Source organism: Amycolatopsis sp. NPDC043885 (genome assembly GCF_056435685.1).
Genome location: NZ_JBWKEA010000001.1, coordinates 594,653 through 615,232 on the forward strand (window position 1 = coordinate 594,653; position 20,580 = coordinate 615,232).

Annotated in this window: 16 protein-coding genes; 10 read left to right on the forward strand and 6 right to left on the reverse strand. The window is 68.2% G+C overall.

Annotated elements, in window-relative coordinates; translation table 11 throughout:
* The first annotated feature begins 2 nt into the window (after window positions 1-2).
* From AC069I_RS03060 to AC069I_RS03105, 10 genes are all read left to right on the forward strand, one after another.
* Window positions 3-1,025 carry an NAD-dependent epimerase/dehydratase family protein gene (locus tag AC069I_RS03060; RefSeq protein ID WP_478224914.1) on the forward strand — a complete coding sequence of 341 codons (1,023 nt, stop codon included), beginning with the start codon at window positions 3-5 and terminating at the stop codon, window positions 1,023-1,025.
* Window positions 1,025-2,299 carry a DUF4910 domain-containing protein gene (locus AC069I_RS03065; protein ID WP_478264742.1) on the forward strand — a complete coding sequence of 425 codons (1,275 nt, stop codon included), beginning with the start codon at window positions 1,025-1,027 and terminating at the stop codon, window positions 2,297-2,299. The genes AC069I_RS03060 and AC069I_RS03065 overlap by 1 nt, the downstream gene beginning before the upstream one ends.
* 7 nt (window positions 2,300-2,306) lie before the next feature.
* Entirely contained in the window at window positions 2,307-3,581 is a 1,275-nt protein-coding gene (locus tag AC069I_RS03070) for a hypothetical protein (protein WP_478264743.1), read from the forward strand.
* Window positions 3,578-4,528: a glycosyltransferase family 2 protein gene (locus tag AC069I_RS03075; protein ID WP_340684818.1), complete on the forward strand. Its 951-nt coding sequence runs from the start codon at window positions 3,578-3,580 to the stop codon at window positions 4,526-4,528. The genes AC069I_RS03070 and AC069I_RS03075 overlap by 4 nt, the downstream gene beginning before the upstream one ends.
* Window positions 4,525-5,712 (forward strand): polysaccharide pyruvyl transferase family protein, encoded by a 1,188-nt coding sequence (locus tag AC069I_RS03080; protein ID WP_478264744.1) that lies wholly within the window; start codon window positions 4,525-4,527, stop codon window positions 5,710-5,712. The genes AC069I_RS03075 and AC069I_RS03080 overlap by 4 nt, the downstream gene beginning before the upstream one ends.
* Window positions 5,709-6,341, forward strand: coding sequence for a dTDP-4-dehydrorhamnose 3,5-epimerase family protein (locus AC069I_RS03085; protein WP_478264745.1), 633 nt, complete (start codon window positions 5,709-5,711; stop codon window positions 6,339-6,341). Before AC069I_RS03080 ends, AC069I_RS03085 begins: the two co-directional genes overlap by 4 nt.
* A gap of 76 nt (window positions 6,342-6,417) precedes the next feature.
* The gene (locus tag AC069I_RS03090) at window positions 6,418-7,734 is read left to right on the forward strand and encodes a glutamate-1-semialdehyde 2,1-aminomutase (protein ID WP_478234036.1); all 1,317 of its coding nucleotides are present in this window, start codon (window positions 6,418-6,420) and stop codon (window positions 7,732-7,734) included.
* Window positions 7,731-9,230, forward strand: coding sequence for a right-handed parallel beta-helix repeat-containing protein (locus AC069I_RS03095; RefSeq protein WP_478264746.1), 1,500 nt, complete (start codon window positions 7,731-7,733; stop codon window positions 9,228-9,230). Before AC069I_RS03090 ends, AC069I_RS03095 begins: the two co-directional genes overlap by 4 nt.
* Window positions 9,231-9,286: 56 nt before the next feature.
* Window positions 9,287-10,723, forward strand: coding sequence for a right-handed parallel beta-helix repeat-containing protein (locus AC069I_RS03100; RefSeq protein WP_478264747.1), 1,437 nt, complete (start codon window positions 9,287-9,289; stop codon window positions 10,721-10,723).
* Between the two features lie 173 nt (window positions 10,724-10,896).
* Window positions 10,897-11,853, forward strand: a complete 957-nt coding sequence (locus AC069I_RS03105; protein ID WP_478264748.1) for a hypothetical protein — start codon at window positions 10,897-10,899, stop codon at window positions 11,851-11,853.
* Here the strand turns inward: AC069I_RS03105 and AC069I_RS03110 are convergent.
* The 6 genes from AC069I_RS03110 to AC069I_RS03135 are packed head-to-tail and all read right to left on the reverse strand — an operon-like array spanning window position 11,837 to window position 20,512.
* Window positions 11,837-12,472, reverse strand: coding sequence for a phosphatase PAP2 family protein (locus tag AC069I_RS03110; RefSeq protein WP_478264749.1), 636 nt, complete (start codon window positions 12,470-12,472; stop codon window positions 11,837-11,839). The genes AC069I_RS03105 and AC069I_RS03110 overlap by 17 nt on opposite strands.
* On the reverse strand, window positions 12,469-13,650 hold the full coding sequence (locus AC069I_RS03115; protein ID WP_478264750.1) for a glycosyltransferase family 4 protein: 1,182 nt from the start codon (window positions 13,648-13,650) through the stop codon (window positions 12,469-12,471). The genes AC069I_RS03110 and AC069I_RS03115 overlap by 4 nt, the downstream gene beginning before the upstream one ends.
* Window positions 13,647-14,867, reverse strand: coding sequence for an O-antigen ligase family protein (locus tag AC069I_RS03120; protein ID WP_478230825.1), 1,221 nt, complete (start codon window positions 14,865-14,867; stop codon window positions 13,647-13,649). Before AC069I_RS03120 ends, AC069I_RS03115 begins: the two co-directional genes overlap by 4 nt.
* Window position 14,868: 1 nt before the next feature.
* Window positions 14,869-16,392: a right-handed parallel beta-helix repeat-containing protein gene (locus AC069I_RS03125; RefSeq protein WP_478230826.1), complete on the reverse strand. Its 1,524-nt coding sequence runs from the start codon at window positions 16,390-16,392 to the stop codon at window positions 14,869-14,871.
* Entirely contained in the window at window positions 16,389-18,335 is a 1,947-nt protein-coding gene (locus AC069I_RS03130) for a heparinase II/III family protein (protein ID WP_478264751.1), read from the reverse strand. Before AC069I_RS03130 ends, AC069I_RS03125 begins: the two co-directional genes overlap by 4 nt.
* Window positions 18,335-20,512, reverse strand: coding sequence for a bi-domain-containing oxidoreductase (locus AC069I_RS03135; protein WP_478230828.1), 2,178 nt, complete (start codon window positions 20,510-20,512; stop codon window positions 18,335-18,337). The genes AC069I_RS03130 and AC069I_RS03135 overlap by 1 nt, the downstream gene beginning before the upstream one ends.
* Window positions 20,513-20,580 lie beyond the last annotated feature (68 nt).

Consider the following 20,580-nt stretch of genomic DNA (forward strand, 5'->3'; position numbering starts at 1 on the left):
CCATGCGTGTGCTGCTGACCGGGCACAAGGGTTACCTGGGCACGGTGATGGCCCCGGTGCTGGCCGCCGAAGGCCACGAGGTCGTCGGCCTCGACTCCGGTCTCTTCGACACCTGCGTGCTGGGCCCGAAGCCCGACGATCCCAAGGGCTACGAAGTCGACCTCCGCGACGTCACGGCCGAGCACGTGACCGGGGTGGACGCGGTGATCCACCTCGCCGCGCTGTCCAACGACCCGCTGGGGTCGCTGGCGCCGGAGCTCACCTACGACATCAACCACCACGCCTCGGTCAAGCTCGCGAAGCTGGCGAAGGACGCTGGAGTCAAGCGGTTCCTCTACGCCTCGACGTGCTCGGTCTACGGGGCTTCGGGCGGAGACGGCCTCGTCGACGAAGACGCGCCGCTGCGCCCGGTGACGCCGTACGCCGAGTCGAAGGTGCGGGTCGAGGACGACCTCCACGAACTCGCCGACGACGATTTCACCCCGGTGTACATGCGCAACGCCACCGCCTTCGGCTTCTCGCCGCGGCTGCGGTCGGACATCGTGCTCAACAACCTCACCGCGCACGCCCACGTTTCGGGCGAGATCCTGGTGCTGTCGGACGGGACGCCGTGGCGGCCGCTGGTGCACGCCAAGGACATCGCGCGCGCCTTCGAGGCCGCGCTGGTCGCGCCCAAGGAGGCCGTCCACGACAAGGCCTTCAACATCGGCACCGAGCGCAACAACGTGACCGTGGCCGAGATCGCCCAGCAGGTCGTCGAGGCCGTCCCCAGCGCGAAGCTGCGGATCACCGGCGAGTCCGCGGGCGACCCGCGCTCCTATCGCGTCGACTTCTCCCGCTTCCGCGACGCGATCCCCGGCTTCGAATGCGAGTGGTCGGTCAAGGACGGGGCGCTCGACCTGATCTACGCCTACCGCACGCACGGCCTGACCGCGCACGACTTCAAGAACCGCTTCACCAGGCTGGCCACGCTCAACGCGCGGACCGCCGCCGGCGAGATCGACGAAACCCTGCGGCGACGGTGATGACCCGCAAGCCACTGGACACGGGCGCCGACCTGCGCGAGCTGGTCGAGCGCTTGTATCCGCTCTGCCGCAGCATCACCGGCGACGGCGTCCGCGCCACGCTGGAGATCCTCGGCGAGCACATCCCGCTCGACGTCCACGAGGTGCCGACCGGGACCCAGGTGCTCGACTGGACCGTTCCCCAGGAGTGGAACATCCGCGACGCCTGGGTGAAGGACCCTTCCGGGCGGAAGGTCGTCGACTTCCGGGAGTCGAACCTGCACGTCGTCGGCTACAGCGTCCCGGTCTCGCGGAAGATGCCACTCACCGAACTGCGCGAACACCTGCACACCCTGCCCGATCAACCGTCCTTGGTGCCGTACCGGACCAGCTACTACTCGCCGACGTGGGGTTTCTGCCTGGCACAGGAGACCCTCGACGCGATGCCGGACGGCGAGTACGAGGTCCACATCGACTCCACGCTGACGAACGGGAGCCTCACCTACGCCGAACACGTCGTACCGGGCGAAGTCACCGACGAAGTGATCATCTCCTGCCACACCTGCCATCCCTCGCTGGCGAACGACAACGTCGCCGGGATCGCGATCGCCGCCGCGTTCGCGCGGACGCTGAAGAAGCCCCACTACACGTACCGGTTCCTGTTCATGCCGGGCACGATCGGCGCCATCACCTGGCTCGCGCGCAACAACGACCGCGTCGGCCGGATCAAGGCCGGGCTCGTGCTGGCGTGCGCCGGTGACCCGGGATCGTTGACCTACAAGCGAAGCCGCCGAGGCGACGCCGAGATCGACCGTGTGCTCGCGTACGTCCTGGCCGATCGCGCCCACAAGATCGTCGACTTCTCACCGTACGGCTACGACGAGCGCCAGTTCTGCTCCCCCGGTTTCAATCTCGGCGTCGGTTCGCTGACGAGGACGCCGTACGCGGGTTATCCCGAATATCACACCTCGGCCGACAACCTCGATTTCGTTTCCACCGCGGCCATGGAGGAAACCCTTCAGACCTTGCGGGACACCTTCGCCGTCCTCGACCGCAACCGCAGCTACGTCAACCTCAGCCCCTTCGGCGAGCCGCAACTCGGCAAGCGCGGGCTGTACGACTCGCTCGGCGGGCGAAGTGACGCCAAGCATGCCCAGATGGCCATGCTCTGGGTGCTCAACCTCTCGGACGGCGAGCACAGCCTCCTCGACGTCGCCGATCGGTCCGGGCTGCCGTTCGATTCCGTCGTCGCCGCCGCTCAGGCACTGCACGACGCCGGATTGCTCAAGAATTAGAGGCCCCATGCGATCACTTCTGCGTTCCCAAGCCGTCCGGGCTATGGCCGGACGGCTCAGCTGGGGCCTCGGCGACCAGGCCGTCTCCAGCATCACCAACTTCGTGGTCGGGCTGTTCGTGGCGCGCTCACTCGGCACGTTCGCCTTCGGCATGTTCAGCCTCGCTTGGGTCAGCTACGGCGTGGTGCTCAACCTGTCGCGCGGGCTGACGACGGATCCGCTGATGGTGCGTTTCTCCGGGGTGCCCACCGAGACCTGGCGGACGGCGACCGCCAGGGCGACCGGGACGGCGCTCTCCGCGGGTGTCCTCGCCGGTGCCGTCAGTGTGGTCGCCGGTCTTGCGGTGGGCGGCCCCATCGGCGGCGCGTTCGTCGCGCTCGGCCTGGTCATCCCCACGTTGCTGCTGCAGGACGCGTGGCGGTTCGCCTTCTTCGCGGCGGGGCACGGGAAGAAGGCGTTCGTCAACGACGTCGTCTGGGGCGTCGCCCTGATCCCGGCGCTGTTCATCGCCCACCGGTGGTTCGACTCGGTCGTCGCGTTCATCCTGGCGTGGGGCCTGTCCGGGGCGGTCGCCGCCGGATACGGCTGCCTGCAGGCCGGGGTCCGGCCGGATCCGCGCGGCACGCTCGACTGGCTCAAGCGGCACCGAGACCTCGGCACCCGCTACCTGATCGAAAACGTCAGCAACAGCGGCTCGACGCAGCTGCGCATGTACGGACTCGGCGCGATCGCCGGACTCGAGAGCGTCGGCGCGGTCCGCGGCGCCGAACTGCTGCTCGGACCGTTCTTCGCTCTTCTGATGGGACTTTCCCTGGTCACCGTGGCGGAAGGTGCGCGAGTGCTCCAGCGAGCCCCGCATCGCCTACGCCACTTCTGCGCCGTTCTGGGCGCGGGCCAGGCGGCCGCCGCCCTGGTCTGGGGTCTCGCCTTGCTTCTGGTACCCCACGACGCCGGCCGGTTCGTCCTCGGCGACGTCTGGGCTCCCGCCTCCGAACTGATCCTCCCGGTGACCATCGGTATCGCCGCGGCGGGATTCAACACCGGGGCGGCCGCCGGATTGCGTGCGCTCGGCGCTGCGAAAAGGAGCCTTCGCGCCCAGCTGATCAACTCGGCCGGCTATGTCGGTTTCGGGCTCATTGGCGCCTTCTTGGCCGGGGCGTCCGGATCCGCTTGGGGGGTCGCGTTGGCGATCACCAGCGGATCGGCGGTGTGGTGGCTTCAGCTCCATTCCGCCCTCAAAGAGCACCTAACTTCGGAGAAGGAAGAAATGAGGACGTCATGAGCACCGCTCCTCGGCTGAGCATCGGGCTCCCTGTCTACAACGGCGAGGATTACCTCGCCGAATCGCTGGACGCACTCCTCGGCCAAAGCTACGAGAATTTCGAACTGATCATCTCGGACAACGCGTCCTCGGACCGCACCGAAGAGATCAGCCGCGAGTACGCGAAGATGGATTCCCGCGTCCGGTATGTCCGCCAGCCGGTGAACATCGGCTGCGCGCCGAACCACAACTACTGCGTCGACGTCGCCCGCGGCGAATTGTTCAAGTGGGCGTCCGACGACGACCTCTACGCATGCGACCTGCTGGAACGGTGCGTCGAGGCGCTCGACGAGCACCCCGAGTTCGTCCTCTCGCACTCGTGGACGGCGATGATCGACGAGAAGGCCGTCGTCACGCAGGCACTGGAGTACCCGCTCAACACGGCTTCGCCGCACGCCGCGGAACGCTTCCGCAGCACGTTGTTCGCACCCGGCGGGGACGACGACGGCGCGGTCATCCGCACCGAGGTGCTGCGCCGCGTCGCACCGTTGGACAGCTACCACCACGCGGACCGCACGATCATCTCCGAACTCGCCCTGCACGGCCCGTTCCACCAGGTGCCCGACTGGCTGTACTTCCGGCGTGACCACCCCGGCCGCTCCGAGCACGAGCACCCGACCGTGCGCAGGCGGGCCGCCAACCTCGACCCGAAGCGGGCCGACAAGCTCCGCCACCCGATGGTCCGGTTGCTCGGCGAGTACGTGCTCGGCTACGTCAACGCGATCCGCAACGCGCCGATCTCCGGCGCGGAGAAGCGCGAATGCTTCCGCTATCTGCGGCAATGGATGCTGAACCGGGCGGGGAACCCGGCCATGGGCCGGATGCCCGACCAGGCCGAGGCCGAACTGGGCCCGCGTGAGGTCTCCGTGGCGTCGGTCGTCGCAGGCCAGGAGGGACGAGTCTCTTGACCTCGCCCGTGAGAATCGGGCTGTTCGGACTCCTCGGATCGGGGAACCTCGGCAACGACGGTTCCTTCGAGGCGGTTCTCGGGTATCTGCGTACGGAACATCCGGACGCCGCGCTCAGCGTGATGTGCGGCGGTCCGGAAGTCGTCGCGGCGCGCTACGGACTCGAGACGACCGCGTTGAACTGGTACGAAGGTGAGTACCGAACAGCATCGGGACCGTTTTCCATCGCCATGAAGGGCTTCGGGAAACTCGTCGACATCTTCCGCACGACGGCTTGGGTCAGGCGTCAGGACGTGGTGATCGTGCCGGGGATGGGTGTCCTCGAAACCTCCCTTCCCTTGCGTCCGTGGGGGTTCCCGTACGCACTGCTGCTGCTTTCGGCGTCCGGCCGTCTGGTCGGCACCAAGGTGGCTTTGGTGAGTGTCGGCGCCACCGTGAGCACGCACCGGTCCACCCGGACGATCCTCGGCTGGGCCGCGCGGCTCGCGTCGTTCCGGTCCTACCGGGACGAGCCGTCGCGGGAAGCGATGCGCGCGATGGGCACCGACGTCACGAACGACCGCGTCTACCCCGACCTCGCCTTCGCCCTCTCTTCGACTTCGGAGCCGGTGGTGCCCCGTTCCGTCGGAATCGGCGTGATGGCCTATCACGGCGGGAACGACGACAGGGCCCGCGCCGCCGAGATCTATGGGTCCTATGTGGACAAGATGACTCGGTTCGTCGCCATCCTCGTCGCCGAGGGCCGTCCAGTGCGGTTGTTCATCGGCGACCGGGCCGACGCGCAGGTGGTCGGCGAGATCATGCGGAAGCTGGAATCCCCGCTGGTCACCGCGGCCGACACGGCCACGCTGAATGACGTGATGCGGACGATGTCGACGGTCGAGACCGTCGTCGCCACGCGCTACCACAATGTCTTGTGCGCGCTGAAGCTGGCGAAGCCGACGTTGTCCGTCGGGTACGCCCGCAAGAACGAGGTCCTCATGTCCACGCTCGGGCTCGGGGAGTTCTGCCAATCCGCCAAGGAGATCGACTTCGAGGCGCTGGTGCGCCAGTTCGCCGAACTGGAGTCCAGGGCGGGCGAACTGACCGAGATCGTCGCGAAACGAAGCGCGGAGCAGGAGCGGCTGCTGGACGAACAGTTCGCCGCACTTTCGGCCGCCGTCCTGCCGATGGGAGTCCGATGAAGATCATCCCGGTGCCCGCCATCGCGGGCGCGTACCTGTTCGAGCCGACCCCGCACGCCGACGAACGCGGCTTCTTCTGCCGAACGTTCGACGCCGACGTCGTCCGGTCGGCGGGGATCGACCCGGACGGGTTCCTCCAGGACAGTGTTTCCCGTTCCCGCAAGGGCGTGCTGCGCGGGATGCACCTCCGCGCGGGGCTCGGTGAGGCGAAACTCGTCCGCTGCTCCTGGGGCGCCGTCTTCGACGCCGTGGTCGATCTCAGGCCGGATTCACCGACGTACCTCGGCAAGGAGACGTTCGAACTGTCCGGGGAGACTCAGGTGTCGCTGTACATCCCGGCGGGTTGCGCGCACGGATTCCAGGCACTCACCGAGTACGCCGACGTCTCCTACCGGATCGACCGCGCGCACGACCCTTCCGAGGACGTCGCGATCGCCCACGACGATCCGGAGCTGGCGATCCCGTGGCCGCTTCCGGTGGCGCTGATGTCGGAGCGGGACCGATCCGCGCTCCCGCTTTCCGCGGTACTGGCGTCCATCGGTGGACCCGCGTCCTCGATGGACGTCGGCGGGACGCCGCCTGATCTCCCACCTCGCGGTGACCGGGAAGGCGTCCTGCCGGCGCGATAGCGGGTCTTCGGCGAGGCGGGCCACGCGGATTCGTCTCAGATCCGCCACCAGGTACTACAGAACACGAGGTGAGAGCATGACCCGTCAGCTTCCCCGATCCATGCGGGCCAACGAGCGCCTCCACGCGATGATCCCCGGCGGGGCGCACACCTACGCCAAGGGCGACGATCAGTACCCGGAGAACCTGGCGCCGGTCATCTCGCACGGGCTCGGCGCGCACGTCTGGGACGTCGACGGTAACGAGTACATCGAGTACGGCTCGGGGCTGCGCGCGGTCAGCCTCGGGCACGTACACCCGCGGGTGAGCGAAGCCGCCCACCGCGAGATCGACCGGGGCGCCAACTTCGCCCGTCCATCCATTGTGGAGGAACGGGCGGCGGCGAAGTTCCTCGAAACCGTGCCCACCGCCGAGATGGTCAAGTTCGCCAAGAACGGTTCGGACGCCACCACGGCCGCGGTCAAGCTCTCCAGGGCCGCCACCGGAAGGCCGCTCGTGGCGATCTGCCGTGACCACGCCTTCTTCTCCATCGACGACTGGTTCATCGGCACCACGGCGATGTCGTCGGGCATCCCGGACGGGATCACCGATCTCACCGTGTCGTTCCCCTACGGCGACCTCCCCGCGACCGAACGGCTGCTGCGGGAGAACGCGGGCCAGGTGGCCTGCCTCATCCTGGAGGCGTCCACCCAGCTCGAACCGCCCGCCGGGTACCTCGTCGGCCTGCGGGAACTCGCCGACCGGTACGGCTGCGTACTGATCTTCGACGAGATGATCACCGGTTTCCGCTGGTCCGAGGCGGGAGCGCAGGGTCTCTACGGCGTCACGCCGGATCTCTCGACGTTCGGCAAGGCACTCGGTAACGGATTCGCCGTCTCGGCGCTGGCGGGCAAACGCGAACTGATGGAACTCGGCGGACTCCGCACCGCCAAGGAGCGCGTCTTCCTGCTGTCCACCACGCACGGCGCCGAAACGCATTCGCTGGCCGCCGCGATCGCGGTCATGGAGACCTACACCGAAGAAGGCATCGCCGCGCGGCTGCACGCGCTCGGCGACCGGCTCGCCGCCGGGGTCCGCGAAGTCGCGGCCTCGGCCGGGGTCGGGGAACACGTCGTCGTGCGCGGCCGGGCGAGCAACCTCGTCTTCGGCACGCTCGACGCCGAGAAGAAACCGTCGCAGGACTACCGAACGTTGTTCCTGCGGCAACTGGTCACGGGCGGGGTCCTCGGACCGTCGTTCGTGGTCAGCAGCGCGTTGTCCGAAGAAGACATCGACCGGACGGTCGAAGTGGTCTCGCAGGCCTGCCTCGTGTACCGCAAAGCGCTCGACGCGGAAGATCCGGCACCGTGGCTGGGTGGCCGTCCGGTGAAGCCGGTATTTCGGAGAAGGGTATGAGTTCAGGGATCGCGTATCGCTCGGCCGGCTCGCGCACGCTGCGCGTGGCGTTGTCGGTGCTACTGCTCCAGGTCGCCGTTGAAATCACAGCGGAGGCAACCGAAGAGCCGAATCGAGGGGTGTGCGGCACGACCGTCGGCGTCCCTTCCGCCCCGGAAGGCGCCCAGGTCGTCGATCCGGGCACCGATCTGACCGACAAGACCCGGTTCAGCCCGCCGGGGAGCACGTTCTGGCTGGCACCGGGCACGCATACGCTGAGTTCCGACCAGTTCGGCCAGGTGATGCCCAAAGACGGCAACGTCTACCTCGGCGCGCCCGGCGCCGTACTGGACGGACGCGGGATCAACCGCGCGGCCTTCACCACGCAGGCCAAGGACGTGGTGATCCGCGGGCTGACCATCCGCGGTTTCGTCGCCGAACGCGACCAGGGTGTGGTCAACCACGACTCCGGCGAACGCTGGACCATCGAAGGCAACGTCATCGAAGACAACGACGGCGCCGGGATGATGACCGGGGCAGGGCAGCGGGTGATCGGGAACTGCCTGCGCAACAACGGCCAGTACGGCATCAACGCCTACCGTTTCGGCGGCGGGCTGGCCGGTCTGGTGATCGAGGGCAACGAGATCACCGGGAACAACACCGGCGACTGGGAGACCAGGATCCCCGGTTGCGGTTGCAGCGGCGGCGCGAAGTTCTGGGCCGTGAACGGTGCCGATGTCATCGGCAACTGGGTCCACCACAACCACGGTGTCGGGCTCTGGGCCGACACGAACAACAACGATTTCCTCATCGAGGACAATCTGATCGAGGACAACGCCTCCGAGGGACTGTTCTACGAGATCTCCTACAACCTGGAGCTGATCGGGAACACCTTCAACCGGAACGCGCTGGTGCAGGGCCGCAACCGGGCCGCCAAGGGCGACGACTTCCCGGTCGCCGCGGTGTATCTCAGCGAATCGGGCGGCGAGCCCGGACTGCCTGCCCGGACCAGCCGGATCGACATCCGGGGCAACATGTTCTCCGACAACTGGTCGGGGATCACGCTGTGGGAGAACGCCGACCGGTTCTGCAACAGCCCGGCCAACACGTCGACGCTGTCCTGTACGGCCTGGGTTTCGCCGACGTCCGCCTGCTCCGATCCGGGTATCAAGACCGAACCGCTGTACGGCGACTGCCGCTGGAAGACGCAGCGCGTTTCGGTGCACGAGAACACGTTCGAGTTCGATTCGTCGCTGGAAGGCTGCCTCGGCCTCTGCGGGCGGATGGCGGTGCTCTCGAACTACGGGACCTTCCCGGCCTGGTCGCCATACCGGGGTGCCGTGATCTCCGAGGCGATCACCTTCCGGCAGGACAACCGGTGGTACGACAACCAGTACTACGGGCCCTGGACGTTCGTCGCCCACGACACGTCACGGCGGCTGACCGCGGCGCAATGGCAGGCTGCGCCCTACCTGCAGGACGGCTGCAGCGGGTTCGGAGAGCCGGTGACCTGCTGAAGGTTCACCTGTAAGTGTCCACCTGGGACCGTCCATAGTGGCTTACCGTTGCCTTCATGCCCGCGTTCCTGGTTGTTCTGATGCTGATCGCGACAGGAGTCGTCACGGCTTCGGCGGCTCCTGTCGCGGCCTGCGCCGCGGGACCGGTGAGCCCGGGCGAACCGGACGGCGCCGTGGTGATCTCCCCGGGGATCGACCTTTCCGCGAAGACACGTGAACTCCCGGCCGGCACGACATTCTGGCTGACCGAGGGCAAGCACACCCTCGGCCCGGACGAGTTCGGGCAAGTCATCCCCAAGGACGGCAACGCCTACCTCGGCGCACCCGGCGCCGTACTGGACGGTGGCGGCGTCAACCGCTACGCGTTCACCCAGCGGGCTCGCGACGTCGTCATCCGCGGCCTCACGATCCGCGGTTTCGCGGCGCCGCGCGATCAGGGCGTGGTGAACCACGACTCCGGTGAACACTGGACCATCGAAGGCAACACCATCGAGGACAACCGCGGTGCCGCGATGATGGCGGGTCCGCGTCAGGAGATCCTCCGGAACTGCCTGCGGAACAACGGGCAGTACGGCATCAACGCCTATCGGGCGGGCGACGGGATCACCGGGTTGCTCGTCGAGGGCAACGAGATCACCGGGAACAACACCGACGACTGGGAGACGAAGGAACCCGGCTGCGGCTGCAGCGGCGGAGCGAAATTCTGGGCCGTGAACGGCGCCGACATCCGCGGCAACTGGGTCCACCACAACCACGGTGCCGGGCTCTGGGCCGACACGAACAACAACGACTTCCTCATCGAGGACAACCTGATCGAGGACAACGAGGCCGAGGCGTTGTTCTACGAGATCTCCTACAACGTCGTGGTCCGCGGGAACACCTTCCGGAGGAACACGCTCGTGCAAGGCCGCGCTTTCGCTTCTCGCGGGGACGATTTCCCGGTCGGCACGATCTACCTTTCGGAGTCCGGCGGCGAGCCGCGTGTTCGTGCCCGCACTTCGCTGGTGGAGATCGTCGACAACGTCTTCGAGGACAACTGGTCCGGAATCACCCTGTGGGAGAACGCGGACCGCTTCTGCAACAGCCCGGCGAACACGTCTTCCGGCTCTTGCACCCTCCTCGTCCCTTCGGTCTCCTCCTGCTCTTCGCCGGGGATCACTTCTCGGCCGTTGTACGACGACTGCCGGTGGAAGACCCAGCGGGTCTCCATCCACGGCAACAAGTTCTCTCACGGGTCCGATTGCTCGGGCTTTTGCGGACGGATGGCTCTCTTGGCGAACTTCGGGACCTATCCGGACTGGTCGCCTTACCGGGGATATTCCGTTTCGGACGCGGTGACCTTCCGGCAGGAGAATCGGTGGTACGACAACGATTATTCCGGTGCGTGGCGGTTCGTCGTTCAGGACGCTTCGCGAACCGTGGGGGTTTCGGGGTGGCAGGGGGCTCCTTACTCGCAGGATGCTTGTAGTTCCTTTGGGAATGGTGGGTGCTGAGCGGCGTGACCCCGGCGCGAGTGGGGAATGGAGCCGCCGCCCCTCCGCGACGATGTAGGAATTGGGACGTTGAGTGTCCCAATTCCTACATCGTCGCCACCTTTTCTTCGTGAGAGGGACTTTCGTGCAATCTCAGGGCGAAAAATGTCGGTACCGGCTTGCACGATGGTCCGGTGCGAAGAGGAACCTGGCCTACCGACCCCCTGCTCACCGCCCCGGACCATCCGGAGGTGGTCCGCGCGACCGATCTCGAACGGATCGGTGTACCGCGCCGGACCATCTCTCGCCGCTGCGCGGCGGATGGCCCCTGGCGAACGCTGCTCCCCGGTGTCGTCCTGCTGAGCAGCGGTCCACCGACTCATGAGCACCGCGTCCGCGCCGCGTTGCTCCATGCCCGGCGAGACGCGGTGCTCACCGGCGCTTGGGCACTCCGCCGCCACGGTTTGGAAAGGGTTCCTCAGCAGGAGGAAGTCCATGTCCTCATCCCGGCGAACCGCGGCGTGGCCGATGCCGGGTTCGTCCGTATAGAGCGGACTCACCGCCTGCCTCGTCCCCATTTCCGAGGAGATCTCCCGGTCGCACCTGTCCCCCGTGCCGTCATCGACGCCGCCCGCGGGCTCACCGACGAAGACGAGATCCAGGCGATGATGGCCGAGTCGGTCCAACGTCGCTTCTGCACCCCCGAAATGCTCGCCCACGAGCTGGACCGAGCGGGAAGAACCGGAACCGCGCTACCCCGAACGGCCCTGACGCCGCTTCTCGCCGGAGCGAGATCCGTCGCCGAGGCCGACGCCTGGCGTCTCTGGCGAAGATCCGGTCTCTCGCCGGGCCACTGGAACGTCCCGATCTTCGACGCGAACGGGAACCACATCGCCACTCCGGACTTCTGGTGTGACGAGTGCGCCTTCGCCTGGGAGATCGACTCCTACCGCCACCACGCGAACCTCGAAGACCATCGCGCCACCGTCGCGCGCAACGCGAGATACGTCGCCGCCGGGATCGTCGTGCTGCAGACGTTGCCGTCCCGGCTGCGCACCGAGCCGGACGAGGTCGAGCGAGAGTTGCGCGCCGCGTTCCGGACGGCGCAGGCCCGGCCGCGGCCGAACGTCGTGCTCAAGCACGCCGCGTGAACCGGTCCACCGCCCACGCCACCACCGGCACCACCGCGACAGCGACCCCGAACCCTCCGAAGGTGTCCGTCGGATAGTGCGCACCCAGCGCCACCTCCGCCCACCCCATCGCGAGCCCCGAGAACGCGACCAACCCCACCAGCACCAAAGCGCCGCCGGCGGTTCCGAGACCCCGCACATCGATCACCAACAGCGCGACGACGGCGGCCACGGTGACCGCGAAAGCCGTGTGACCGCTCGGGTAGGAGAGGAATTCGCCGTGGATCAGCCTGCAGGTCAGGGGTTTCAGGCCGGTGGTCAGCGCCACCGTCACCCCGGAGGCGGCCACCAGCAGGATCGCCGTCCGCGGCCGCCGGTGCCGCACGCACACCCAGCCGAACAGCGCCATCACGACGATCGCGCCCACCGGTTCTCCCGCGAAGTCGATGGCGGTCGCCACGTACCAGAGCGGGCCTTGCACTCGGTCGGCCACCGCCAACACCAGGGCGTCGAGGCCGGCGGTGTGGGAAGTCCCGGCGTAGCGGAGGCCGAGGACGAGGGCGACGACGAAGCCGAAGGCGCCCAGCGCCCAGAGTGGGATCCGCGCCCGCGGCGGGAGCGCGGGCGGACCGGTGATCACGCGTCGATCGCTGCCTGATAGCCGCCGACGAGCCGTTCGAGGCCGACCTTCGGGGTGAACTCCTGTTCGTACACCAGCCGTGCCGCCCAGCCCATTTCCTGGTTCCGTTCGGCGTCGCCGACGATCTCCCGTAGCCGCGCCGCGAGCGATTCGGCGTTCCCGGGTTCGTGCAGCAGGCCGGTGACGCCGTCTTCGACGAGTTCGCGGAAGGCGCCGTGGGCCGCGGCGACGGTGGGGACACCGGCGGCCATCGCCTCGACCACGACGAGTCCGAACGCCTCCAGCCATTCGGACGGGGCGATGACGGCGTTCGAGCGGACGATCAGGTCTTGGCACTCCGCTTTGGACTGAAGCCCGACGTAGCGGACATCGTCTCGGCCGTGGGCCCAGCGCGCGACCTCGTCCTGCATCGGGCCGGTGCCGGCGATCACCAGCGGCGGCACCGGGCCACCCGCCGCGACGAACCGATCCCACGCCTTCATCAGCAGACCGATGCCTTTTTCCTCGGTGATCCGGCCGAGGAACAGCAGATGCTCCCCCGCGCCCTTGCGCGTCTTGCCAGGGTCGGTGACGTAGTTGTACTTCACCGCGAGCCGTTCGGCGGGCATCCCGGCGGCGATCAGGATCTCGCGCTGGGCCTTCGAGATGCAGAAGAACCGCGAAACCCCGGTCCACCAGCGGTTCCGGTTCAGCATCATGCTCGCCGCCATCGGCACGGTGGCTGGCCCCGAACCACGGTAGCACCCGTGCCGCACCGCCGGGATCGGCTTGCGTCCCACGCAGTCGGTGCAGATGTAGCCCTCGCGGAACAGCGTGCCGGGCGGGCAGATCAGGGTGTAGTTGTGCACGGTCGCGACCGTCGGGACCCCGGCGTCGGCACACGCGGCCAGCACGGAGGGTGACAGCAGCGGGAACGTGTTGTGGACGTGGACGACATCCGGCCGATCGTCGGCCAGTCGCCGCGCCAGTTCCACGCGCACGGCCCGGTTCCACGGCACCCGCAGCGGGACGACGGCCTTGCGCGGCAGCGACATCTCGGCGATGTCGTCGCTGCGCCGCTCGAACAGGCCGACCTCGTGCCCGGCCTCGGCCAGCAACGCGGTCTCCTGGTCGACGACGTTGTTCTCGCCACTCGGCTGCTCGGATCGGTACCGATTGTGGATCACGAGAACCTTCACACGGGCTCCTTGACGAACTCGGGTTCTTCGGCGGGCACACGCACCAGCAGCGACGCGGCCAGCGCCAAGTGCAGCAGGTACGGCGACGCGTCGCCGAGGCCCGCCTCGGTGTAGGAGGCGGAAAGACAGTAGGTGATCAGGAAGATCGCGCAAGCCCTGGCGGGCGACGGCGGCCGCAGCACCGCGACCACCACCAGCACGAGCAGGAACGCCGCCACGATCGCGATCCCGACGTAGCCCTGCTCGTGGTAGACGGCGAGCCAGCTGCTGTCGATCGGAAGCCCGTCGTAGGACTTGTCGGTCAGCCCGACACCGAACAGGTATTCGAGCGTTGTCCGCGGCGCGTCGAGCAGCGCGTCCCACACCTTCGCACGGCCGGTGAGGCTGGAGAAGTTCTCCTCGGACTGTCCTCGCAGGAACCAGGTCTGGAGCAGCCCGCTCAGCGCCACCGCGCAGAGCACCCCGACGAGTACCAGCCAGGTGAACACCTTGCGCGCGCGAGCGCTGGACATCCACTGCGACATCAACGCCACCACGGTCCCGGCCACGAGGCCGAGCATCGCGGTGCGGGTGTGGGTCAGCAGCAGGATCCCGAACGCCGGGACGATGACGACCAGCGCGTGCTTCCGCTCCAGTTTCCCTCCGAGCCACAACAGCGTCGTCAGGCCGATGACGACGGCCGCGTACTGGCCGACCTGCGGCGGCGTCAGCGGCCACAGCGTTCCGGTGAGCCGTCCGCCGTACTCGAACGGCATCGCGTTGCCCGGGCCGAGCGCGAGCCCGATCACCACCGTCACCAGCACCACGCCGTAGGCGCGGATATGCGTGCGGACGAGGTCGAGACCGCCGTTCCACCACCGTGTCAGCAGCCACAGGGTGCTGAGGAAGAGGGCGAACCGGAAGCAGCGGAACAGCGCGCCGAACCCGCCTTCCAGGTTCAGGCTGGAGACCACGCTCAGCACCAGCAGCAGGGTGAGCAGGAAGAGATAGGCGCTCGGCCTGATCCGCAGCCGGGCGTTCAGGGCGAGCGCGATCACGAACGCGGCGCCCAGCGCGCCCATGGTGATCAGCTGGCTGACCGAACGCGGCAACGGGATGAGCGTCTTCGCCCCTGTCGAGCCCAAGGTGTTGATGATCAACAGTGTCCAGGCGACGCCGACCGCCTTGGGCATCCCCGTGCGGATCGACGGTTCGGCCCGGACCGCGGGATCGAGCATGTCAGCCACCTCCCGCACGGGTGAGTTTGCTGCCCTGGTCCTGTTTGTAGGGCGCGCCCTGCCATTCACCGAAGCCCAGGACCCGGCTCGGTTCGAACGCCACGAAGTTCCACGGCCCGGAGTAGACGTTGTCGTAGAGGCGGTTGCCCTGGTCGAAGGTGATCGCCTGCTGGACCACCTCGCCCTTGTACGGCGACCAGTCCGGGAACGTGCCGAAGTTCGCGAGCATCGCCATCCGTGCGCAGCTCTCTTCGCAGCCGGCGACGGCCGGGTCGAGCACGAACCGGTTGTGGTGGATCTCGACGCGCTGGGTCTTCCAGCGGCAGTCGCCGTTCAGCGGCCCGCCCGCGATCCCGGGCAGCGCGCATTTCGCCCGCTCGGGCACCAGCCGCGTGCAGGAGCCGGACGAGGTGTTGGCCGGACTGTTGCAGAACCGGTCGGAGTTCTCCCACAGGGTGACGCCGTTCCAGTTGTTCTCGAACGTGTTCCCGGAGATCTCCAGCTTGTCCGTGCGCGCCTTCACCCTCGGCTCGCCGCCGGATTCGGACACGTAGATCGACGCCACCGGGAAGCTGTCGCCGCGGTCGATGTAGCGCTTGCCGTCCACCCGGTTGTTGCGGCGGATGGTGTTGCCGCTGATCACGGCGTTGTAGCTGGTTTCGTACATCAGCGCGGAGCCGTCGTTGTTCTCGATGACGTTGCCCGCGACGCGGAAGTCGTTGTTGTTCGTGTCGGCCCACAGCCCGACGCCGCGGTTGTCGTGCACCCAATTGCCGACGATGTCGGCGCCGTCGACCTCCCAGAACTTGATCCCTCCGGAGCAGCCACAGCCGTCGATCTTGCGTTCCCAGTCGCCGGTGTTGTTGCCGGTGATCTCGTTGCCCTCGACGACGAGACCGGTGATGCCGCCGTCCTGCGCGTAGGCGTTCATCCCGTACTGGCCGTTGCGACGCAGGCAGTTGCCCCGGACCTGCTGCCGCGCGCCCGCCATCAGCGCCGCGCCGTCGTTGTCCTGGACGGCGCTGTGCTCGATGACCCATCCGTCGGCCGAATCGTGGTTGACCACGCCTTCGTCGTGCGGCGCGGCGAAGCCCTGCACGGTCAGATTCCGGATCTTGACGTCGGCGGCGTCCCCCGCGAAGGCGTACTGGTTGATCTTCCGGCCGTCGAGGACAGCCTTCGGACCACCCACGTAGACGTTTCCCGGCTTCGGATTGACCTGGTCGTAGCGGTCGTCGCCGAGTTTGTGCGTCCCCGGTGCCAGCCAGAACGTCGTCCCGGCCGGACTCGACCGAGTCTTCGCCGCGAGGTCGCCCGGCACCGCCGGGTCGATCTTCACCGCCCCCGCCGGCGCTTCCGCCGGACCCTCCGGCAGCTTGTCGCACACCTGCGCGATCGCACCGGACGGCGCCTTGGCCGGATCCGGTCCGGGCTCTTCGGCCGGGGTGGTGCAGGCGGTGAGCGTCAGCGAGCCGAGCAGCACCAGAAGCGCTGCCCGGCGGAGGCGGTGCGGTCGTGCGATCACAATGGGGGATCCTCGTTACCGGGTTCGAAGGTGAGCACACTGGTGAACGTGGCTCCGTCGACGGCGGTTCCGCTGCCGAGCAGGGTCCACGACGGCTCGCGACGGCCGAACCCGGCCGAGTACCAGCCCATCGGCGGGGTGGTCTCGCCGCGATGCGCCGACCAGCCCAGCTCCGGCGGCAGCTCGAACGAAGCCGTACGAGCCTCGCCGCCGACGGTCCAGGACAGTGTCGCCGTCCCGCCGGAAAGCGAGACCTCGACCAGCGGCCCGAAGTGGAACGCGAGACGGCAGTGCTGCGCCTCGCCACCGCGGACCTCGTCGAGAATCCGCAGTCCAGTGCCTTCCAGCTCCACCGAACGCCGGTGGACGGACGGCGCGTAGCCGTCGTGCTCCGCGCTCCAGCGCGACGGCGTTCCCGCGGCGATCACGGTGGTGACGGCGTGTTTCGTCCACAGGAACGGACCGCCGGAGACCGACTGGTCGCCGCGGGAGAGTTCGAGCGTGTTGTGCCCGGCCGTGGACCGGAAGTACGACCGCCACTTCGGTTCGCCGTGGTAGCAGTAGGTCCCGGGGTCGGCGAGGATGTCGACGCCGTCGTGCCGGACCTCCACCGAGAGCGCGTCCGCGTGGGCGTGGGCGGCGATGGACAGGAAGCCGTGCGGCCCGCCATCACAACGACACCAGATCCCGCCGTCCCGCAGGATGGTCATCCCGGCGTCGGCGAAGTCGTCCCGCCGCCGCGCCGGACGCCGCGCGCCGACCCGGATGTCCTTGGCCAGCGCGGAGAAGAGCTGCGTGCGGATGTCCCCGCCCGTGGTCTCCGGCCACCAGTCCAACCGTCCGAAAAGGACGGACCCGGTGTCGAGCAGCGAGGCCCAACGACCGGCGTCCTCACCGTCGACGATGAGGCCGAAACCATCGTCCGCGTCACCCTGCCTCGGCGGGCGCAGCCGATTGTCCACAATGGACGCCAGAGCGTCGGTCATCCGAAGCAGCACGAGCCAGGTCGACTCGGGCACCGCGACCCCGGCGGCCTTCGCCTCCAGCGCCCCGGCGAGGCCCAGTTCCAGGACGAGCCCGTGGTACTCCGTGGCGAGTTCCCGGTTGAGGCCGGAGTCGAAGGTGTTGTGCCGCAACATCTTGTCGAGCGACGCGAGCGCCGTGTCCCGCCACGCGGCGGATTCCGGGAACCAGGCGAACGCGCAGGCCGCGGCGAGCTGTCCCGCGTCCTCGGCGATCACGTGGTTGTTCGCCGACGAACCCCGGCTCGGGAACGCCGCCAGCCAGCGCTGGTGGTGCCAGATCTGGCCGAGGGCCACGGGGTTGTCCTCGAACAGCGACGGCGCCTGCGCCCAGCCGTCGAGCAGGCGCCGGACCCACACCCACGACAGCAGCCGGATACCGAGTTCGATCCCGCTGACCCAGTGCACCCCGCGCATCGGCGGATTGGCCGCCCACCACGACTTCAGGTGCGCGGCGACGCGTTCGGCGTACCGGTCCTCGCCGGTCAGGGCGTACGCGGCGGCCAGCACGGTGAGGTGCTGGTGCCGCGACGGCTCCCAGATCTGCTTGATGTCGCCAACGGCGTCCTCGCTCCGGTACGGGATGTCGAAGGAGTACACATCGGACGGTGCGCGGCGGCCGGTCTTCGGGTCGTACGACCAGTCCGGGGCGACGAGGTCGTCCCGCTCGACACCGAAGTACTCCGCGCGCCCGTCCATCAGCCGGTCGGCGGTGACGAGCAGATCCTTCACGGCTTCGCCCGAAACGGCGGCGAGGACGTCTTCACCGGGCACCGTCACGAACCGGCGGTCCGGCAGCCAGGCGGGCTTCTCCCCCGCGACCCCGCGCCACTGGCGTTTGCGCACGACGTCGGTGACCCGGCCGGCGATCTCGGCGGGTCCCATCCGCGACAGTCTTCGCAGGTACCAGGACGGATCCATCAGCCGAGTCCCTCCGTGCCGATCCGCACCACGGCGCCGGTCTCCAGGCTGCGGTTGACCGCGAGCGTGGCCAGCGTCGTCGAAACGAGCGACTCGACCGAGACCGGCATCGCGACACCGGTGGTCAGCGCGTCGACGAACGCTTCGAGTTCGGCGGCCTGCCCCTTGTCCCGGCCCTTGGGGATGCGGGAGCTGGCCCACTTCTTGCGGCCGAACACCGACGCGCGCGCGAAGTCGTCGAATTTCAGCACCTTGCCGTCGGCGGTGAGATCGATCGTTTCCTTGGGGAACGCCGACGAACCGTTGGTGGTGTACGCGATCGACGCCGTCGAGCCGTCCGGATAGCGCAGCAGGATCTGGAGGTCCTGGTGCCCGGGCGTCGCGGTGGCGTACACGGAGACCGGGTCGGAGCCCAGCAGCCAGCTGACCGTGTCGATGAAATGCCCGCCCTCGCCGGCGAACCGCGAGCCCTCACTGTCGGCCTGGTTGTACCAGCTGTTCGCGTCGAGCTGCCCGGCGTTGACCAGGTAGCGCACGGAAGCCGGGCCGATCCGCGGGCCGAACTGGCGCACCGACTCGTTCAGCAGCGGGGCGAACCGGCGGTTGAAGCCGACCTGCAGCCGGTCGTTGCCGGATTCCTCGATCGCGCCGAGCACGACCTCGAGTTCCTTCTCCGACAGCGCGAGCGGCTTCTCGACGAAGACGGCCTTGCCCGCGAGCAGCGCCCTCCTGGTCAGCTCGGCGTGCGAGCTGTGCCTGGTCACGATGAACACGGCGTCGATCGAGGAGTCTTCGAGCATCGCGTCGACGTCGGTGGAGGCGCGGGCGAAGCCGAACTTGCGCTTGGCGTTCGCGCCCGAGAGCGCGGACGTGGTGACGACTTCGAAGAGGTCGAGGTACTCCATCTCCACGAGATGCGGGAGAAGCATCGAGGACGCGTAGTTGCCGGCGCCGATGAAACCGACCCGCAGGCTGCCGGGCTTCGGCACCGCGCGCGAAGTCACCGTCTTCGGGAGGGCGACCGAGGTGACGTGCTCGGTGGTGGTAGCGGCGCGCTTCTCGTACTCGAACAGCACCGCGACGGCCTTGAGCTCGCCCTCGTTGAGCTTCCGGTACGTCTCGACGGCGTCGGAGAAGGCCGAGACGTGCGAGATCAGCGGCTCGACGTCGAGACGGCCGCTGCCCATCAGGTCGACGACGCATTCGAGGTTGCGGCGCTCGGTCCAGCGGACCTGACCGATCGGGTAGTCGCGGCCTTCGAGTTCGTACTCCGGGTCGTAGCGGCCGGGGCCGTACGAACGGGAGAACCGGACGTCGAGTTCCTTCTCGTAGTAGGCGTTCCACGGCAGGTTCAGCGAGCACTTGCCGATGTCGATCACCCGGCCGCGGTCGCGGGCCAGCTTCGCGGCCAGCTCCACCGGCTCGTTCGTGCTGCCGCCCGCGGCAAGGTACACCTGGTCGACGCCGTGCCCGGAGCTGATCTCCGCGACCGCGGTGTCGATGACGCCCGACCCGGGATCACCGCATTTCAGCGCCCCGAGTCGTTCGGCGAGCTCGCAGCGCGCCGGGTCCGGGTCGACACCGACCACGCGGACCCCGGAGGCGACCAGCAGCTGCACGACCAACTGGCCGATCAGGCCGAGCCCGATGACCAGCGCGATGTCGCCGATCTGCGGTTCGCCCTGGCGGACACCCTGCATCGCGATCGAGCCGACCGTGCCGAACGCGGCGTGCCGAGGGTCGACGCCGTCGGGCACCTTGGAGTACAGGTTCTTGGGCACCCAGTTCAGTTCCGCGTGCAGCGCGTGCTCGTTCCCCGCGCACGCCACGTGATCCCCGACGGCGACGTCGTCGATGCCCGCGCCGACCTCCTCGACTACACCGCACAGCGAGTACCCCAGTGGCGTGTACGAGTCGAGTTTGTTCATCGCCTTGCGGTACGTGGCGCCGAGCCCGTTCGTCGCGACGCTCTGCATCACCTTCGCGACCTGATCCGGCCGGGCCTTCGCCTTGCCCACCAGCGAAAGGCTCGCCTCGGACACCTTCATCATCTCGGTGCCGGTGGAGATCAGCGAATAGGCGGTGCGGACCAGCACACCCCCCGGTTTGCACGCGGGCACTTCGACGTCGAGGAGCGCCAGCTCCCCGCTCTTGTAGTTCTGCACTACCTGCTTCATGCCCCCCCAAGGGGGAAGGGGTGGAAAAAAGGGAGGGGGGACCGTGGGGGTGGGGGGGGGGGGGGGGG

Excerpts from the sequence above, each read along its gene's own strand:
- AC069I_RS03060 (WP_478224914.1), top strand. The coding sequence starts at position 3 with ATGCGTGTGCTGCTGACCGGGCACAAGGGTTACCTGGGCACGGTGATG.
- AC069I_RS03065 (WP_478264742.1), top strand. The coding sequence starts at position 1,025 with ATGACCCGCAAGCCACTGGACACGGGCGCCGACCTGCGCGAGCTGGTC.
- AC069I_RS03070 (WP_478264743.1), top strand. The coding sequence starts at position 2,307 with ATGCGATCACTTCTGCGTTCCCAAGCCGTCCGGGCTATGGCCGGACGG.
- AC069I_RS03075 (WP_340684818.1), top strand. The coding sequence starts at position 3,578 with ATGAGCACCGCTCCTCGGCTGAGCATCGGGCTCCCTGTCTACAACGGC.
- AC069I_RS03085 (WP_478264745.1), top strand. The coding sequence starts at position 5,709 with ATGAAGATCATCCCGGTGCCCGCCATCGCGGGCGCGTACCTGTTCGAG.
- AC069I_RS03090 (WP_478234036.1), top strand. The coding sequence starts at position 6,418 with ATGACCCGTCAGCTTCCCCGATCCATGCGGGCCAACGAGCGCCTCCAC.
- AC069I_RS03095 (WP_478264746.1), top strand. The coding sequence starts at position 7,731 with ATGAGTTCAGGGATCGCGTATCGCTCGGCCGGCTCGCGCACGCTGCGC.
- AC069I_RS03100 (WP_478264747.1), top strand. The coding sequence starts at position 9,287 with ATGCCCGCGTTCCTGGTTGTTCTGATGCTGATCGCGACAGGAGTCGTC.
- AC069I_RS03120 (WP_478230825.1), bottom strand. The coding sequence starts at position 14,867 with ATGCTCGATCCCGCGGTCCGGGCCGAACCGTCGATCCGCACGGGGATG.
- AC069I_RS03130 (WP_478264751.1), bottom strand. The coding sequence starts at position 18,335 with ATGGATCCGTCCTGGTACCTGCGAAGACTGTCGCGGATGGGACCCGCC.
- AC069I_RS03135 (WP_478230828.1), bottom strand. The coding sequence starts at position 20,512 with ATGAAGCAGGTAGTGCAGAACTACAAGAGCGGGGAGCTGGCGCTCCTC.